This window comes from Pseudomonas sp. OST1909 (genome assembly GCF_015277575.1).
In the GTDB taxonomy this organism is placed as follows: domain Bacteria; phylum Pseudomonadota; class Gammaproteobacteria; order Pseudomonadales; family Pseudomonadaceae; genus Aquipseudomonas; species Aquipseudomonas synxantha_A.
Genome location: NZ_CP063780.1, coordinates 4458690 through 4476236, shown reverse-complemented (window position 1 = coordinate 4476236; position 17547 = coordinate 4458690). Strand labels below are relative to the sequence as shown.

General features: G+C 59.4%; 18 protein-coding genes and 1 pseudogene. 12 read left to right on the top strand and 7 right to left on the bottom strand.

Features of this window, described 5'->3' with window-relative positions; translation table 11 throughout:
• Positions 1-127 precede the first annotated feature (127 nt).
• Positions 128-1990, bottom strand: coding sequence for a DUF3857 and transglutaminase domain-containing protein (locus IH404_RS19395; protein ID WP_194438809.1), 1863 nt, complete (start codon positions 1988-1990; stop codon positions 128-130).
• A 435-nt stretch (positions 1991-2425) separates the two neighbouring features.
• On the opposite strand from IH404_RS19395, the gene IH404_RS19390 reads away from it, so the two are divergent.
• Positions 2426-3487, top strand: a complete 1062-nt coding sequence (locus tag IH404_RS19390; RefSeq protein WP_194438807.1) for an NAD(P)-dependent oxidoreductase — start codon at positions 2426-2428, stop codon at positions 3485-3487.
• A 23-nt stretch (positions 3488-3510) separates the two neighbouring features.
• Here the strand turns inward: IH404_RS19390 and IH404_RS19385 are convergent, their stop codons facing one another.
• Positions 3511-3951, bottom strand: coding sequence for a hotdog fold domain-containing protein (locus tag IH404_RS19385; protein ID WP_005789870.1), 441 nt, complete (start codon positions 3949-3951; stop codon positions 3511-3513).
• Between the two features lie 135 nt (positions 3952-4086).
• On the opposite strand from IH404_RS19385, the gene IH404_RS19380 reads away from it, so the two are divergent.
• The 5 genes from IH404_RS19380 to IH404_RS19360 all read left to right on the top strand — a co-directional run bounded on the left by IH404_RS19380 (position 4087) and on the right by IH404_RS19360 (position 8791).
• A complete protein-coding gene (locus IH404_RS19380; protein ID WP_005789869.1) occupies positions 4087-4704 on the top strand; it encodes a TetR/AcrR family transcriptional regulator in 618 nt (205 codons plus the stop codon).
• A 718-nt stretch (positions 4705-5422) separates the two neighbouring features.
• On the top strand, positions 5423-6634 hold the full coding sequence (locus IH404_RS19375) for a YeeE/YedE family protein (RefSeq protein ID WP_194438805.1): 1212 nt from the start codon (positions 5423-5425) through the stop codon (positions 6632-6634).
• Entirely contained in the window at positions 6624-7157 is a 534-nt protein-coding gene (locus tag IH404_RS19370; protein WP_005789867.1) for a GNAT family N-acetyltransferase, read from the top strand. The genes IH404_RS19375 and IH404_RS19370 overlap by 11 nt, the downstream gene beginning before the upstream one ends.
• A gap of 91 nt (positions 7158-7248) precedes the next feature.
• Positions 7249-7791 carry an isochorismatase family protein gene (locus IH404_RS19365; RefSeq protein WP_005789866.1) on the top strand — a complete coding sequence of 181 codons (543 nt, stop codon included), beginning with the start codon at positions 7249-7251 and terminating at the stop codon, positions 7789-7791.
• Between the two features lie 4 nt (positions 7792-7795).
• Positions 7796-8791 (top strand): helix-turn-helix domain-containing protein, encoded by a 996-nt coding sequence (locus IH404_RS19360; RefSeq protein WP_005789865.1) that lies wholly within the window; start codon positions 7796-7798, stop codon positions 8789-8791.
• Here the strand turns inward: IH404_RS19360 and IH404_RS19355 are convergent.
• A complete protein-coding gene (locus IH404_RS19355; protein ID WP_005789864.1) occupies positions 8763-8933 on the bottom strand; it encodes a DUF2986 domain-containing protein in 171 nt (56 codons plus the stop codon). The genes IH404_RS19360 and IH404_RS19355 overlap by 29 nt on opposite strands.
• Before the next feature lie 154 nt (positions 8934-9087).
• Between IH404_RS19355 and panB the strand changes: the two genes are divergently transcribed.
• The gene (gene panB / locus IH404_RS19350) at positions 9088-9903 is read left to right on the top strand and encodes a 3-methyl-2-oxobutanoate hydroxymethyltransferase (RefSeq protein WP_194438803.1); all 816 of its coding nucleotides are present in this window, start codon (positions 9088-9090) and stop codon (positions 9901-9903) included.
• Here the strand turns inward: panB and IH404_RS19345 are convergent.
• Positions 9891-11285: a PLP-dependent aminotransferase family protein gene (locus tag IH404_RS19345; protein ID WP_005789862.1), complete on the bottom strand. Its 1395-nt coding sequence runs from the start codon at positions 11283-11285 to the stop codon at positions 9891-9893. The genes panB and IH404_RS19345 overlap by 13 nt on opposite strands.
• A gap of 23 nt (positions 11286-11308) precedes the next feature.
• On the bottom strand, positions 11309-12337 hold the full coding sequence (locus IH404_RS19340) for an alpha/beta fold hydrolase (RefSeq protein WP_194438800.1): 1029 nt from the start codon (positions 12335-12337) through the stop codon (positions 11309-11311).
• A gap of 232 nt (positions 12338-12569) precedes the next feature.
• Here IH404_RS19340 and IH404_RS19335 point away from each other — a divergent pair, with 232 nt between their 5' ends.
• Positions 12570-13904 (top strand): hypothetical protein, encoded by a 1335-nt coding sequence (locus tag IH404_RS19335; RefSeq protein ID WP_194438798.1) that lies wholly within the window; start codon positions 12570-12572, stop codon positions 13902-13904.
• A gap of 73 nt (positions 13905-13977) precedes the next feature.
• Positions 13978-14101, top strand: a pseudogene (locus IH404_RS27875) (MerR family transcriptional regulator); the annotation flags it as partial.
• Between the two features lie 74 nt (positions 14102-14175).
• Here IH404_RS27875 and IH404_RS19330 read toward each other — a convergent pair.
• A complete protein-coding gene (locus IH404_RS19330; protein ID WP_194438796.1) occupies positions 14176-14481 on the bottom strand; it encodes a DUF6124 family protein in 306 nt (101 codons plus the stop codon).
• Positions 14482-14819: 338 nt separating this feature from the next.
• Positions 14820-15431 carry a transferase gene (locus IH404_RS19325; protein ID WP_194438794.1) on the bottom strand — a complete coding sequence of 204 codons (612 nt, stop codon included), beginning with the start codon at positions 15429-15431 and terminating at the stop codon, positions 14820-14822.
• Between the two features lie 469 nt (positions 15432-15900).
• Here IH404_RS19325 and IH404_RS19320 point away from each other — a divergent pair, with 469 nt between their 5' ends.
• From IH404_RS19320 to IH404_RS19310, 3 genes are all read left to right on the top strand, one after another.
• Entirely contained in the window at positions 15901-16203 is a 303-nt protein-coding gene (locus tag IH404_RS19320) for a type II toxin-antitoxin system RelE/ParE family toxin (protein ID WP_005789857.1), read from the top strand.
• A gap of 1 nt (position 16204) precedes the next feature.
• Positions 16205-16579 (top strand): addiction module antidote protein, encoded by a 375-nt coding sequence (locus tag IH404_RS19315; protein WP_194438793.1) that lies wholly within the window; start codon positions 16205-16207, stop codon positions 16577-16579.
• Positions 16580-16901: 322 nt separating this feature from the next.
• Complete coding sequence (locus IH404_RS19310; protein ID WP_005789853.1) at positions 16902-17537, top strand: lytic polysaccharide monooxygenase auxiliary activity family 9 protein; 636 nt, start codon at positions 16902-16904, stop codon at positions 17535-17537.
• Positions 17538-17547 lie beyond the last annotated feature (10 nt).

The window sequence follows — 17547 nt, the reverse complement described above, 5'->3', positions numbered from 1 at the left end:
GGCAGATAGCGCCTCACAATAGCGACGGCTGGGTGGGGAGCGGTTTTTATACCCGCGCCTCAGCATCACAGCCTACGATTCCCGCGCGCCAGTGCTTCAGCACTGCCACGCAAGAACCGCGAGGGCGTTACAACGTCTGCACAATGACCTGGCTTTTCAAGTCGTTGACCATACTTTCAACCGCCGGTTGCATGGCTGCAAAATCCTCTGGGGTGCAGAGAATCTCTGGCTTGCTAAACACATACTGACGGGTGATCAGCACCGTATTGGCCTTCTTCACATAGGTCGAGCGATAGTCGAAGCCTGCCTGTTTCACCGATACTGCCTTGGGCACCGCGAGGATCTTCACCTTGGCGGGGAACTCCAGGCGCGCAACTTCTGAGATCTCACTCGAAAGGCAGGTGAAGGCCTGGGTGCGTTCCTTTTCGACGATCAAGGAAAACACGCTCTGGCCAATACCGCCGGCCAGGCTGGAGAGGGTAGGCACCCCGGTCGGTCCAGGGAGGTTCACCAGGTTGCTGGTGTGGCCTTTAATCGCGAATTTGAAGGTATTGGCAGTGCCGTCCAAGGCGTCAGTTTCGATCAACCCGCTGCCGGATTGCCCATACATGCTCAGAATCTGCTGCACCAGCTGATTACGGTCGGCCGGCTGCATGGCCTTGAGCATGAAGCGGTTAAACTCCGCGCCCCAACCGTCGATGGTGGAGTCATTGGTAAAGTCTGCAGCGCCTTTGGCGTTGACCTTGAAGGCTATGGTTGTGTTCACTTTGCCAGGTTGGCCGGACGGCGTTTGTGTGCGTTCACCGGTCTGTGTCAGCAACACCGGTTTGCCGAGTTCGGGCAGAGGCAGGTAGCCAGCGGCGATGGGTGTCGCGGTGGAGTCCAGGTACAGATCGAGGCTGGGTACATAAGTGATCACATGGTTGAGCACCCCCAGGGTTGGCACCTTGGGCAGTACGTGGGCGTTGCCGGCGTTGATCAGGGCGGGCGCGCTTTCAATGGCGACGGCTTTGAGCAGCGCTTCAAGCAGGGCCACATGGTCCTTGCAGTCGCCATAGCGGTTATCCAGCACCGCTTGCGCTGAATGCGGCACTACGCCGCCGGCACCGACGTACACGGCCACATAGCGAATGTTCTTGCGTACCCAATCACTTAGCACAAGGGCCTTGCTGCGTGGGTTGTCGAGGTTGGCGGTGAGTTCCTTGGCCAGTTGGGTCATGGCCGGGGTCACTTCTACCTGCGCGCGCGCGGCGTAGGCTTGGGCAAACTGTTTGTAGTCGGTGAACGTCGATACGGCCAGCAGTTGCCCGTAGTCGGTGTAGGCAACGGAGCCTTCTTCCACGCGGTTTTTCTTGGTTTGTTCCAAGTCCCAGCGGTACACCGTTCGCCCGTTGGCGTTGGCTGGCGTAGACGCCTTGAAACCCCGTGAGTCGGCGTACAGCTTCATTTCGGCGGGCATGTCGTAGCTCAGGCGCACCTGTTCATTCTGGTAGAAATCCGGCGAGAAAAGGTCTTCGAACTGCCCTGGAAACAACGGCGTGTTGCGATGGCGCTGGTACCGCAGCACCATCCGATCGCCCACTTGCAGCTCCGGGAAGATCACCACCTTGACCCGCGAGTCCTGGAACATCGGCGCCTGGGCAGACTCAAGCTCCTGCTGCTCCTTGATCCGGTCGGGTGTTACCACGACTTTGCGGCCATCGGGTTTGAGGGTGTAGGCCTCGACGATATCCAGGGTTTCGAGGGTGCGATTGTAGGTGACCGAGCGCTGGGCGTTGGAGGTGATCGCGCGCTCTTCATTGATCCGCATAACCCGTTCGACATCCAGTACAAAGCTGCCGTCGGCATTCACGACGTAGGACTGAATATTTTTTTCATGGGTCAGGGAAAGGTCGGTGTAATCGGCACGGGCTTGCGTCGTCAACAGCGCGCAGACCATGACTGCCAGCACACCGAACAGACGTAACGCAGAGAACGGGAGGCTTTGCATAGAGACCCTTCTGAGCTAGGGGCGCGCCGTTTCACCGGGGCGTATGTTCCTGAATATGCCGATGGACAGGACTCGCAAGCGCTTCGCCTATTCATTTGGCTGACGTTCAAGGGTTATGAAGATTTTTTCAGGTGTCTCTCGCACGCTATGGGTGCCGAGATTTTCCTTTGAGTAAGACGTTTTCGAATGATTTTATTTAGCCCTGATTAATCAAAAAGTTAAGCGCCTCGATTATGGCCTTGGAGCACATGCGTGTTTTTTTTGACGGGCCGATGATTTTTTCCCGTTCGTTTTATTCCAAACAGGTCTTTTACCGAAAAATCAGGCCCATGCTTTATTGGTCGAAGCGGGCGGCGACCTTGGGCAATGCGGTCTTCGAAGCGGCAATCAAGCAACCATTGTTTGAGTTAGCGGTGCCTTCAAAAGGATCAACCCATGGCATTCACCACTCTGATACTCGACGCGCCCGACCCGCCGCTGCTCTATGAGGAAATCGATCGATTCCTTGAACTGGGCTTGGCGGTCGTCCTTAACCTCTATTATTTCACCGATAAACACAGCATCCAGCAGCGCTATGGCGCACGCATCGGGTATGCCGATATCAACGGCCATGATGAGCGGGGTTTTATCGCCGCGGTGGATCAGGCTGGGGGTTACAGCGTGTTCAAGACGCGCTTGAATATTCCGCTGGGCGGCGAACTGATTCGCGCCGCCAGCTCACCCGGGTTGCCCACACCGCTGCGCGCCATCGCTCAGGCCGGGACCGGCCTCAACCATATCGACCGACAGGCTTGCGAGCAGGCGGGAGTGACTGTCCTGCATACGCCGGGTTCCAATGCGACCGCTGTCGCTGAATACGTGTTGGCCCAGGCGTTGTTTCTGTCTCGGGATCTGGACCACTACAACGCGCAAACCCACCAAGGCCACTGGTCAAAAGGCACCTTGGCGCCTGCTGCTGAATACGCCGAACTCACCCTCGGGCTGGTGGGCACCGGCAGCATTGCCCAGCAGGTGGCGTGCAAAGCCAGCGCGTTGGGGATCAAGGTGATTGCCACCGGGTCCGAGCGCTTTACCGAGCAGGAGGCGCGCCGCCTCGGGCTGCAACGCAGGAAAACCCTGGAACAGTTGCTGGATGAGGCCAATATCGTTTCGATCCATGTGCCGCTCACCCCGCAGACTCGCGGCTTATTCGGCAGCGCCGAGTTCAAGCGGATGCGCCAGGGTTCGATACTGATCAATACCGCTCGCGGTGGCATCGTCGACGAGCAGCAACTGGCCGCCTTCATGACCCGGTTTCCCCGGCATATCAAGGCGGTCGCCATTGACACCTTCGCCCTGGAAAAAGACCGTTTCAGCTCGCCGTTGGCGGGCATTGCCGGTGCGCAATTGACGCCGCATATCGCCGGCAATACCACCACCGCAATCCGCACCGCTTCGCAGCGCATCGTCGACCACATCCACGCGTTCAGTCACGCCTTGCAGATGCCGTGTCGCTGATACCGCCTGTACCGGCTGAGGGGCTAAGCGAGCTTCACATTCATGGTGATGTGGGCAGTGAAGACCTTGACGCCGCCCGCATCGAAGATCTCTACCGGCACGATCTTGTCGCCTGCAGTCTGCCAATCGATAGCGCTGCCATCGGCGACGGCGCGGATATCGGTTTTCGCCTTGGCCAGGTATTCCACGCTCATGCCCTTGGGAATCCAGCGTGCGCCAGCGGGGATCGATGCATCGGTCATCATGCCACCGGCCAGTTCGGCGGCGTTGCACAGCGCAATGGCATGCACCGAAGCCAGGTGGTTGGTGATTTCCTTGCGAAACGGCACGGTGACCACTGCATGGTTGGGCTTGAGTTCCGCGATCTCGGGAGTGATGGTGCTGAAGTAGGGTGCCATCTGGCACGCCAGGTTGCTGAATGCGGCAGGGCCTACGCTATTGAACATGCTCAGTGCTTGGCTCATACGAATATCCTCAAAGTTTAATTGCGGAATAATATTCCGTAACAGAACAATATTCTGTAGATTCCATGCCTGTCAACCCGAGCTTTCTCTGGCGGTCGCTCAGCCTATAAACTGTTTTGATTTGGCGTTCCCCCCATGCACTCCATCGATCTCATCGAGCGCACCTTCCCCGGCAGGCGCAGCGACCTCAAGCGCACCATCCTGCGTGAGGCGCTGGCCTGTTTTAACGAGGCAGGCATCGAGGCGACCAACATCGAGACCATCCGTGCGCGCTGCGACACCAGCGTGGGCGCTATCTATCACCACTTCGGCAACAAGGAAGGGCTGGTCGCCGCGCTGTTCTTTGCTGCGCTGGAAGACCAGGCCAGCCTGCGTGACCACTACCTGCAAGCGGCGGATACGGCCCACGCCGGTGTGGTTGGCCTGGTGTACAGCTACGTTGAATGGGTCACCGCCCAGCCGGACTGGGCGCGGTTTGTTTTCCAAAGCCGTTTTGCCGTGTCCAACGGCCCGTTCAAGGACGAGTTGATTGCGCGCAACAAGCAGCGCAACCAGCAGTTGAAGGAGTGGATGGGCGGGGAAGGGCGCAAGGAACACTTCAGCCATTTGCCCGCAGAACTTATTCCTTCGTTGATCATTGGCGCGGCGGAAAGCTATTCGCGTGCGTGGCTGTCGGCGAAGGTCAAAAAGAGTCCCTTCGAGTACCGTGAGCTGCTGGCTGAAGCGGCGTGGAGCTCGATCAGCCAGCGTTAGTCATTCCTCCTCATCCCCCTGTGGGAGCTGTCGAGCTTTGGCGAGGCTGCGATAGCGATGGTTCAGGCGATGAAGATGTTGACTGTGCCGCCGCCTTCGCAGCCTCGCTGGGGCTCGACAGCTCCCACATTAGGGCGGTGCTGTTGTCGGGAGTTGGGTTTGTCGCAATGGCCCTGCCAACCGAGATCACCCCAGCACTGTCGATCCCCTGTGGGAGCTGTCGAGCTTTGGCGAGGCTGCGATAGCGATGGTTCAGGCGATGAAGATGTTGACTGTGCCGCCGCCTTCGCAGCCTCGCTGGGGCTCGACAGCTCCCACATTAGGGCGGTGTTGTTGTCGGGAGTTGTGTTTGTCGCAATGGCCCTGCCAATCGAGATCAACTCAGCACCGCTAATCCCTGTGGGAGCTGTCGAGCTTTAGCGAGGCTGCGATAGCGATGGTTTGGGCGATGAAGATGTTGACTGTGCCGCCGCCTTCGCAGCCTCGCTGGGGCTCGACAGCTCCCATATTTGGGCGGTGTTGTTGTCGGGAGTTGTGTTTGTCGCAATGGCCCTGCCAATCGAGATCAACTCAGCACCGCTAATCCCTGTGGGAGCTGTCGAGCTTTAGCGAGGCTGCGAAGGCGGTGGTTCAAACGATGAGCCTCTGGGCAATGCCTGCGCCTGATCAAATTCCGTCTGGGGCTATACTGGCCTCCTTCCAACCCATCGAGATCCCCATGAGCACCTCCCTTTCCCTGGCGCCTGCACGCAAGCCTGCCGCGCCACTGATAGCCTTTATCATCCTGGTGGCGGGCGCCCTGTTCCTGCAAAACACCGTTGGCGCACGCCAAGTGTTGTTGCTGGTGGTCGGCGCCGCGCTGGGCCTGACGCTGTACCACGCTGCCTTCGGTTTTACCTCGGCCTGGCGCGTATTTATCAATGACCGGCGTGGCGCCGGCTTGCGGGCGCAGATGGTGATGCTGGCGGTGGCGGTGCTGCTGTTTTTCCCGGCGCTGGGCGCGGGCAGCCTGTTCGGCCAGCCGGTAGTGGGGCTGGTGGCGCCGGCCGGGGTGTCGGTGGTATTCGGGGCGTTTATCTTCGGGATCGGCATGCAACTGGGTGGCGGCTGTGCATCGGGCACGTTGTTCACCGTGGGCGGCGGCAACGCGCGCATGTTGGTGACGTTGTTGTTTTTTATCTGTGGTTCGTTGATTGCTACTCATCATGTTGATTGGTGGTTTGCGCTGCCGTCGTTCCCGGCGGTGTCCATCGTCAAGAGTTTCGGTGTTTTGCCGGCGTTGATCCTGAGCCTGGCAGTGTTCGCGCTGATTGCGGTGGTAACTGTGCGCCTGGAAAAGCGCCGCCACGGCCAGCTTGAACAAGGCGTGCAAAGCGAGCACCAGGGGCTGCGCCGCTTCCTGCGCGGACCCTGGCCGCTGGTGTGGGGCGCGATTGGCCTGGCGCTGCTCAACTACGCCACCCTGGCTCTGGCTGGGCGGCCGTGGGGCATCACCTCGGCGTTCGCGCTGTGGGGCGCCAAAGTGGCGAGCGGGCTGGGTGTGGATGTGGCGAGTTGGGCGTTCTGGCAGATGCCGGGCAATGCCAAGGCCCTGGCCGCGCCGGTCTGGGAAGACATCACCAGCGTCATGGATATCGGCATTGTCCTTGGCGCGCTGCTGGCCGCTGGCTTGGCCGGGCGTTTCGCTCCCAGCCTGAATATTCCGGCACGCTCGTTGATCGCCGCCGTGATCGGCGGCCTGCTGCTCGGCTACGGTTCGCGCCTGGCCTATGGCTGTAATATCGGCGCCTATTTCAGTGGCGTCGCCTCGGGCAGCCTGCATGGCTGGGTGTGGCTGGTGGCGGCCTTTATCGGCAACGGCGTGGGCGTGCGCCTGCGGCCCTTCTTCTTTGCCGGCGAACGGCCCCAGGTGGCCTTGAGTGGTTGCTGAGCAGTCCGCCCACATTCGCCTGGCGCGCACGCAAGACGCCGGTTTGTTGCCCGCCATCGAGCAGTGCGCGGCCCAGGCGTTTCGCGCAATCGAAGGGCTGGCCTGGCTGGCGGATGCCGCGTCGATTGGCGTCGAGTGCCATCGGCAGTGGATCGCGCTATCGACCTGTTGGGTGGTGGTTGATCACCACGACCAACCCCAGGGTTTCCTCAGCGCAGAACGCTTTGGCGACGATCTGCATATCCATGAAGTGTCCGTGGCCCGGCCGCTGCAAGGCCAGGGCTGGGGGCGCAGGCTGGTGGAAACGGCGATGAACCACGCCCGCGCCCAGCAACTGCATGCAGTGACCCTGACCACCTTTGTGCATGTACCGTGGAATGCACCGTTCTACCGGCGCCTGGGCTTCGCTACTCACAGTGATCCGCGTCTGGAAACGATCCTGGCAGATGAATACGCCCATGGCTTCGAACCCGGCAGCCGTTGTGCCATGGTGTGTCCGATGACATGTCCGAATCCGTCCTGAAGTAGTCTGCCTTGCGCCTGTCGTGCGCTGTGGGTTGTCCTTACCATGGCTTGCATCGTTCACCCACTGATGCAAGCCAAAAGGACTGTCCATGAGCCGTAAAGCCCTGATCGTGATCGACGCCCAGCACTCGTTCCGTCATTCAACCTATTGGTCCGAAAATGACCTGCCCGACTATCTGGAAAAACAGCAGGCCCTCATCGACGGTTGTGTTCAGCGGGGCATCCCGGTGGTACAAGTCTTCCATGTTGAAGACCAGGGGCATTTCTCCATGCAATCGGGCAACGTCAGGGCACTGAGCGAGCTGTCGATCAATCCGCAGTTGGTCATCCACAAGCGCTACCACAGTGCCTTGGCCGGCACGCCACTGGCCGCTCGTCTGGTAGAGATGGGCGTTACCACGCTGATCATCAGCGGCATCCGCACCGAGCAATGCTGCGAGACCACCACGCGGCAGGCTTGCGACAGCGGCTTCACGGTGGATTTTGTCAGCGAGGCGACGCTGACCTTCCCGATGACCCACGCGCGTAGCGGCCGGGTCTATACGCCGGCCGAGATTCGCGAACGCACGGAGCTGGTCCTCGATGACCGCTTCGCCCGCATCGTGACGGTCGCCCAGGCCCTGGCGGAGTGAATCGATGAGTGTGCCGGTGCTGTTTGTGCTGTTGCCAAACGTACTGATGCTCGACCTGGCCGGGCCTGCCGAAGTGCTGCGCCTGGCCGCCCAGGTCGATGACCCGGCGGCGGTGGATTTCGACTTGCAGTACGTCAGCCCGGTGGCAACGCTGCACACCTCCATCGGGTTGCCGCTGACGGGGCTGGCGCCACTGCCACCGACCTTGGCCCCCGGCACCCTGGTGGTCTTGGTGGGCTCCACGATGAAGGTCAGCAAGACGCACCAGCAGGCGTTCGACTCGGCCAGCAAGCGGCTGACCCACTGGTTGCAAAACGTCTTCGCACCCTCGGCTGAACGCCTTATCTGCGTATGCGCCGGCGCGTTGAGTGCCGCCAGCGCCGGATTGCTGGATGGCCGCCAATGCACCACGCACCACTCGTTGTGCGCCACCTTGCAAGCCATGGCGCCCAAGGCTCGCGTCCTGGAAAACCGCTTGTACGTGACCGATGGCCCGGTCAGTTGCAGCGCCGGTGTCACGGCCGGTATCGACCTGATGCTGCACCTGGTCGCCGAGCTGGCCGGGCCACGGCTGGCGTGCGCGGTAGCGCGGGACATGGTGGTGTACCTGCGCCGCAGCGGCAGCGACCCGCAGTTGTCGCCGTGGATAACCGGGCGTAATCACCTGCACCCGGCGGTGCATCGGGTGCAGGACGCCATCGCCGCAGCCCCCTGTGAAGCCTGGACCGTGACCCGCATGGCGGCCCTGGCCTGTACCGGCAGCCGCCACCTGGGGCGCTTGTTCCAGGAGCATGTCGGTATCAGCCCGCTGGACTACCTGCACCGCCTGCGCCTGGCTGTGGCCCGTGAACTGCTGGCCGAGTCGGACCTGGGCATTGAAACCGTCGCCGAGCGCGCAGGCTTTGGTTCGGCGCGGCATCTGCGGCGCATCTGGGGCAAGTATGAAGCGGCCACCCCTTCAGCCATGCGTCTTACTCAGCAGGTGTCTCGGGGGACGTAACCGGGTCCTGGCCAGCTTCGGTTTCCAGCTTCAAACGGTCGGCCTTGCTGATGTATTTGTCTTTGCTTTTGGGCGCCAGTTTGGCGCTGGCCTTTTTGGCTTTGGCCTTGAAGAGCTGCTGGAGTTTTTTCTGGCGGTTCATGTCGCGGAGCCTGAGAGGGAAAGGCGCGGATGATACCAGTTTCAGCAAGTGTGACCGGGCGCTGGGTCGCTTTTTAGCGCTGATCTGTGCATTGAATCGTCCTTCGTTTCGCCAATAATCGGGCCGAGTATCCAGCGCAAACGGAAAAGCCCCGATGAGCATTCACACCCGTACCAAACGCATGACTGTCCCTCAATTGGTCGCCATGAAGGGGCAGCAGAAAATCGTCTCCCTGACCGCCTACTCCAGCGCTATCGCCAAGCTGATCGATCCGATCGTCGACTTCATCCTGGTCGGTGACTCCACCGCCATGGTCGGCTATGGCCGGGCGTCGACCCTGAGCATGCAACTGGAAGAAATCATCGGCCACACCCGTGCGGTGGTCGACAGTACGCGCTTGGCCTGTGTGATCGCCGACATGCCGTTTGGCAGTTACCAGGAGTCGTATGAGCAGGCTTTTCGCAACTGTGCCCAAGTATTGGCGCGTACCGGTTGCGATGCGGTCAAGCTGGAGGCCAATCAGGCCCTGGCCGGCACCGTGGAGTTCCTGGTTGCACGGGGTGTACCGGTGATGGCCCACGTGGGGCTGATGCCGCAATTCGTCAACGTCATGGGCGGGTTCAAGGCTCAGGGCCTGAGTGCTGAAACCGCTACGGTGATTGTCGCCGATGCTCGCGCCAACCTGGAAGCGGGGGCCTTCAGTCTGCTGCTGGAAGGGGTGGCCGAAGGTGTGGCCCGGCAGATCACCCTGGACTCAAGCAAACCCACCATCGGCATCGGCGCATCGCCTGCGTGTGACGGCCAGGTGTTGGTCACCGAGGATGTGCTGGGCCTGGGCAGCGGCTCGATGCCGCGCTTCGTCAAGCAATACGCTGATGTGGGGGCGGTGATTCGCGATGCCTGCGAGCGTTTCGCCGACGATGTGCGCCAGGGTCGTTTTCCCGAAGACCGGCACTGCTACGGGCTTTGACGCAACGCCTGGGCCAGTAGTTGGACGGCCTGGGCAATGTCCTTGCTCCAGTCGAGTGTGTAGCTCAGGCGCAGGTGATCTGGCCAGGCGCCTTGCTGGCTGAACAGTTCGCCGGGGGCGATGACGATGCGCTGGCTTAGCAAGTGCGCGAACACCTGGCGCATATCCACCGGGCGGCTGGCCCGGAGCCAGAAGCTTGCGCCGCCGTGGGGTTCGACCACCTGCCATTGGTCATTGCCGTGGGTTAACAGCAGGGCTTTGAGCTGCGTCATGCGCGCCAGCAACCGTGCGCGCAACGCCTTCAGGTGTGTGTCGATACGCTTGGACGCAAACAGCTTGGCGATGGCTTTCTGGCGGATCGGCGAGAGGCGAAAGCCGCGCTCCAGGAACAGCTGCTGCAACGGCGTCCCAGCACTGCGACACAGCACATAGCCGTAGGGTGCTTCCGAGCCGATGACTTTGTCGAAGGTCGAGAACACCAGTAGTTTGTGCGGGTCGGCGTAGTCGCGATAACGCGCCGGTTGGGGGCCGAAATACAGCTCGCCGTAGGTGTCGTTTTCGAACAACCAGATATTCCGCTCGGCCAACCATTCGCAGATCTGCTGTTTATCCTGCGCGGGCATCACACCGCCCTGGGGCATATTCACTGTCGATGACAGCACCGCCAGGCGAATCGGCTCACGCTTGAGCAACGCGTTCAGAGCGTCCAGGTCAAAACGTCCATCTGCGCCGAGGGGCATCTCGATCACACGGATTTTCGCCGCCTGCAATTGCCGCAGGATCGCCCACGAACATGGCGACTCCACCAGTGCGAGCGTGCCCGCCAGGTCCAGGGCATTGAGCGAGACCTCCAACACACTGTGCAGGTCCGAGCCGATATACACCTGGTCGGCTTGCCAGTAATGGTCAGTAGAGCGGCTATAGCGTTCGGCCAAGGCCGCGCGCAACTCGGGCTCGCCCATTGGCAGATACAGTGGTGCCAGCGAGCGCGGGTACTGCCGGGTCAGTTCACGCTCCACCATCAGCAAGGGCTGCTCCAGCGACAGCAGCATCGCCGGCGCGTCGCTGCTCAGGGCCAGCATGCCGGGTTGGCGTGCGTTGGCGAAGACCTGGTCGAGCAGGGGGGATGAGCTTGGGTTGATGGTGGCAGCCAAGCCTGGGACGATGAAAAAACCGAGCTTGGGCCTGGCCTGGATCCGCCCTTGTTCCTCAAGCAATGCATACGCGTACTTGGTGGTCGACACCGACACGCCCAGGCACAGGGCCAGTTGGCGCAGGGACGGCAATTTGCGTTCGCCGTCGGCAGGGCAGGCCTCGATCAGCTCGATGAGGTAGCGGTACACCGCTTGATAGGCGAAGGTGTCTTTTTTGCCGCTATTCATCGCCGTGGTCCTGGATTAATGGTTCAGCGTGCCAGGAACTCGCTGATCAACGTGATCACCTGCTGCTGGATCACCGGGCGTGGCCGCGCATCCTTGCCGTCCTGGCAAATAATGCCATCGCCGGGCACATCGGCGTCGAGTATCGCCGCCGCGCCCGGTTTGCATTGGGACATAAAACTAAAATGGCTGGCGTCGCGGATCTCCACGTACTGCGTCGAGGCTTTTGGCAACCGCTTGGCCATGTCGGCCGATTCCATCTGCGCCGGCAAATCCGCTGACGGCACACCGGCGGCGATCACCAAGGCCCGCACCGGAAGCGCCGCCAGGCTTGCATCGGTAAACCCGCGCGACAGGCCCAGGTCCAAAGACACCACGGCGCTGACGCGTTTGTCGCTCAAGTCCGCGGCCAATTGCTCCTTCCCGTTCGCAGTGCCCTCAGGATTCATCTCGCGGTAGGCGGTACACGCGACCAGCGTCGGATGGGCGCTGCAGTCCCGGGCAAACAGCGCCGGGTCAAAACGCGCACCGGCCGTCTCCATCACCGTCCAGCCCCCCAGGGAATGCCCCACCACCGCGATCCGGTCGCTATCCACCGCACCGAATGGCGCCGGCTGCGCCAGCAACGCATCAATGGCCCGACTCAAATCCCTCGGCCGTTGCCATAACTGCGCAGCCGCCTGCGCGCTGCGATCCTGGCTGGTAGTGCCCGGGTGGTTGACCGCTGCCACGATATAACCCTGCCGGGCCAGCGCACTGGCCAGCCACGCCTGTTTGCCCCAATTGCCACCGTAGCCGTGGGAGAGCACCACCAAAGGATGCTTGCCGGGCGTCGGCGCCGCATCCGGAACGGCCAGCACGCCGATGAACACCACATTGTCGGCGATCAGCCTGGGGTTGGCATTGGTGGTGGCGGGGTACCACACAGCCATTTCCAGCGGGCGGTTGTTGTGGGTGTCTGGCAGGGTGGTGGTTTGAAAGCCGACGGGGCTGTCGCTGGCGAATGCGGGAGCGCTCAGGCACATCAGCAGCAGAGCGGCGAGGGGGGCTTTCATGCTTTTTTCGTCCTTGAAAGGGAGGGCGCAGCATGACCCGAAACGGTCGGTTCAGGTAGAGGGGAGGCGGGACTACGAAGTGGCTGACAGAGTCCTACTGCTTGGTATTACAGATGCGGACTTCACGTTTTTAGGAAGTAGCTGGCTTACTTGAAGCTGTAAATCATGCAGTGTTGGAGCGTGAATCCTACTGGATGTGTCGACACTGACCTTTAATTAAAGGGTGATGATTATGGAGCTTATAGGTGCATCATTTGGTCCTGTTGTCCGTGACTTGAGCCCAGCCTCGGTGTTGCCTCTTCGAGACCCTATCGGCGCGCCTGCCGTTGTTGAAGCCGATGCTGACAACACCTTATCGATCCTGGCGAGGCAACTAAGTGACGCTGCCAACCATGACGCCGGCATGCGTCAAGAAGACCCAGGCAACAACCTCTCCAACCCGCTCGATGCGATCAGCGACGAAAGATATTTCGCTGACAAAGCTCAGCATGATGCTGAGGTTCCCGATACTCACGTTCTGGAATTGCTTGAGCGCGCCAAGCAAGCCACCGCCTTTGCCAACGGTTTGGCCAGTAACCCTTTCAAAGGACTCGCGATCGATCAATTGACGCTGATTGCTCGCGACGAAAGCGGTACGTTCACCGTCAACGAACGGCGCGCAGCCTGGCAGGAGGTTCGCCTGAATGAACAGCGGGTCAGCGCCTCTTCAGGTTCCGCCATTGGGCGTGAACTCATGATTTCTCGGCTCTTCCTGGGGTATGAACCTGCGGTGGCCGAAGGCACCCTGACCTCTAGCAATATGGCCCAAAGCAGTTACGACTTCCTGACTCGTGATGATCGCAGCCTGTTGTCGGACATGTACGCCTATGCGCAGGAGCAAGGAGCCGACTTGGCATATGTCGACATGCTGGCCTACGACCTCGGCAACTACCGCCATCACGACAATGGTCGCCAGCTCTTGAGCGGTAATAATGGCTACAACCAGGAGGGGCGCCGGGTGACGTTCAACTTCAAGGAGCATGATGTAGCTGCGGCATCACGCATTCTGTACGGCTCGGCCATTGACTCTACCCGCCTCGAACAGGGTTTTTTACGTCATGTCCTGAACCCGGACTTCGGCGCGCTGAGCAATATGGGCAGCATCGCTTTCCTTGAGCAGATGGTGCTGAAATTTTCCAGTGCAGGTGCCACGCAAGCTTTGCTGGGCAGGGAGTTCGCGACTTATACACCGATAAGTATCAACGACAATATGGTGGTCACAGTAGCCAAAGAGGTAACGCTCACATTTGATGAGCCCGTGCTTATCAACACCGATGGCATCTGGACCATCACCGAAAAAGGTAAGGCCGCGGGTTACACCATGGACCCGGCCACCGGAAAACCGCGTCGGGCGGCTGCGCCTTCAGTCGACGACAGGCAGCCGCACAGCGTCGTCGATGAGGCCGTAGCCGACCCTTTGAAGACGCGCTCTCTGGTAGACACCCTTGCAGGCACCCCCGATCAGTCCACCCCGCGATGGCGCTGGCCTGGGTATTTATTAAAATTGATGAAAAATCCAAAACCATGAGGAGGGGTGCAATCACACGCCTTGGCCACCCACTGACTTAGGTTTAAAGCCAACTTTAAGGTCAATGGTTTTCGAAGGTAAACCCGAGGGTGTGGCATGTGCAGAATGCGCAGCTGCTGATTAATCGTCTGCGCGAGGAAGGGGTGGCTCCAGCGTCTTCCAAGAGAAAGAGCGCCCGCCAGGCCCCGAAGGCCTGACCGGCGCAAAGGTGCTGCCGAGTCGTCGTTAAGTCGATCATGACGACGCGGCGGTCTATCGGGTGGCTGCAAGACTAGCTAACCGTTGAAGCACTTTCCCTCGCCATCAATTTGTCCACCAACAAAACCCCCAATTCACTCAGCTGATGAATCGCCAGCGCGACATCGCGCTGTTTGCCTGACAGTTCATCCGACAGGTCAAGCAATAACGCTGTCACCGAGGAAAAGGTTTCGTAGCTGTTGGCGATGAGCATTTCGTTGCTGGCGTCGTCGGCAACGTTGAACAGCGGTGAGGGAGGTGGTTCGGCGTGGGTGTTAAGGGATGCCTGATCAAGCTTGAGGTTTGGATCGTTTGGAGGGTTAGGCGTGATTTTGTACATATGCGTAATTCCTGAGTGGGGCCGACACCGTTTCGCTACTAAACGAAAGGGTGGCAGCTGTACGCAGGTTAGTAGACCGGGGAATTACACAAAGCCGGCGCACCCGAAGGTGCCCTACGCACAGCCACCATCAGGCACAGACAGGAACGTCTGATAGATGAAGCTCATGCACTAAGTGTAATTGACCCTCGGGCTACTAAACCCGATCACTGAGTTGTCAGCGACCGAGCCACCTTAGAGACGCCCACCCAAGCGCACAAGCCGGCGGATTCTGACGCAACTGTAGGCAACGGAGCAAGGTGGTGCAGCGCGCTGTAGGACATGTCTACAGGCTATCGCTACTCGTAGGCGAACTGGTCAATCAACCCCAAACGCGGAACACGACTGTTTGGCTCTAATATTGCGCCTGGAGCAATGACGGCATTCGCGCCGATTTTGCAGCCGTCGCCTACCAGGGCACCAAATTTGTTCACCCCTGTGTCGATCACATTGTCTGCGTAGCGGATCTGGATATCCGCCCCATCCAACTCATTCCGGTAATTGGCGATGATTGCACCGGCTTCAATATTTACCCCTTCGCCAATCAATGAATCGCCGACAAAGTTGAAGTGTGCCAGCTTGCTTGCGGCCAGCATGAAGGTGCTTTTCAGTTCGCAGCTTGGGCCCACAATGCAATGGCTGCCCAGATAAACGCCGCCACGCAGGTAGGCTCCCGCTGCTACAAATGCTCCTTCGCCGATGATGATCGGACCTTTCAACACCGCACCTTCTTCGACAATGGCGCTTTCGTGGATGGCACAGTCTCCGTGGCGCCGGTAGCCCGTGCCGAGGCGTGACAGCAAGGCCAGAACCTGGTTTTCGCAGTCTTGAGACACCCGCCAAGCGGCAGGCTGCGTCACGCCAAGGGAGGGCCATTGAGCGATGAATGTACTGATCTCAGGTAGCTTCATGCAGAGCGCTTCCGATGTCGGGGTGGGAGGGTAGAGCCCGCTGTGACGATAGGGTGGTGGGCTCGGGCGACATCTTAATAGTGTCTGCCCCGGTTTACTTAATACCAAAGAAAGTCGCGGGTCGACGTTGTGCGCAAAAATGCTGCCTCAACAACAACGCAGTGCAAATGTGGGAGGGGGCTTGCTCCCGATTGCGGCAGGTCAGCCAACCTCTCAATGGCAAATACACCGCTATCGGGAGCAAGCCCCCTCCCACATTGATAGGTGTTGATTGGCCCTCCCTTTTCGGCTGGCGCTGCCCTCGGCTCAATGCCTGATCAGCTGCTCTGGATGCAAGGTACACAAGCGCTAATAGTATTGCTCGGCTGCCTGCGCGGCGGCTGGACTAGGATTTTTTCTTGCGGTGCTCACCGACATTAAAAATTCACTGGCATCTACAAGGAGTAGCCAGTAGGCTACAAGTGACTCTGTGATCAATACGATTGGCAGGACGCCCGAGTTCGATACATGGCTCGACGGAATGAGGGATGTGTGGGGAAAAACGGCTGTACTGATCCGCCTGGATCGAGCCGAAGAAAACAATTTTGGCGATTGCCAGCCTGTAGGCAATGGCATGAGTGAAATGCGTGTGTTTGTCGGGCCCGGATACAGGATTTACTTTGTGCGCACGGGCATCACCGCTTACCTGATGCTGTGGGGGAGCGATAAAACCGACCAGAAACGAGGAATCAAGCGGGCAAAAGAGATTCTCGATGCCCTGAGAGGTCAATGACATGAGTAAGTCGACATTCAAATCAGAGGACATGCCGATCCTCGAGCTGGATACATCCGGCACCAGCGCCTATGAGGCTTCACGCTTCCTTGATAGCCCGGAAACCATCAGTGCTTATCTTGCGCAAAGCATGGCGTGCCATGATCCGCAAGTCCTTATGAAAGCGCTGGCCGAGGTTGCCAAGGCCCAGGGTGTGAACAAGGTTGCCGAAGCGGCGGGGGTGAATCGGGAGAGCTTGTATAAAACCCTGAAAGGCGGCTCAAAGACGCGTTATGAGACGGTCCAGAAGCTGATGTTGGCATTGGGGGTGGAACTGACGGTGCAACCGATTGCCGCGACCACAATTAAAAAAACGGCCGTCACCGGCAAAACCTGATGGACCCAAAAGGGGGACGGTTTATTTGATTGAAAATAGAGACGTCCCTTTTTGTCCACAGAGGGCTATCTCTTACGAAGGGATGATGCGATTTACGAAAGAAGCTGAGTTGATGTGCGCCTGGTCTTGTAGGAAATCCACCTCTAGCAGCGTAAGGTTATTCCCATAACACTGGTTATATATCCAGTGTTTTCGAGTCGGCGCGCTCATGAAACGAAAATGAGTGAAAAATGGGCCAGTGGCAAAAAAAAGCGACTCCGTTAGGTTGAGGTCCTCTCCTTCAAGAAAGGAGAGTTCTTAATCAAATCAATGGAGTCACAAAATGAACAAACCACAAACCCAGACACCGCTTCGCCATGGTCGTGTCACATCCCCTTCCAGCCGTGGTGCAGTCGCCGTGGATCTGGGCCTGCTGGAGACCTGGCAGGTCAATGAAATGGAAGGCGGCAAAAACTTCCCGGCACTGATGGCCGGTCCGTTCCCGGCGCCTTATCAAACCGACAGTGACAGCGTCACTCCACCAGCCGACGGCTTCATCCTCAGCGGTGGCAAGACCGATGCGCGTGACTGCGTCAACTTCACCCACGAGGAAATGGCCAAGAAACTCGGCCGCGCCTTCACCTGGCCGTTGCTCAATGTCGAGCCGGGTCAGACCTTCAAGGTCACCTGGGCATACACCGCGCCGCACACCACCCGTGGCTATCGCTGGCTGATCACCAAGGATGGCTGGGATCCGAAACAACGCATCACCCGCGCACAACTGGAAACCCAGCCGTTCGCTGAAGACTTCTATACCCAGGTGCCGTACTACAGCCATGCAGGCGAACTGAAGGCCAAGGTCAATCATGAAGTGAAACTGCCGGCCAACAAAAAGGGCCAGCATGTGATCGTATTGATGTGGATCGTCGCCAACACCGGCAACGCCTTCTATCAAGCCTTCGACGTGGACTTCAAATAAGCCCGCATCA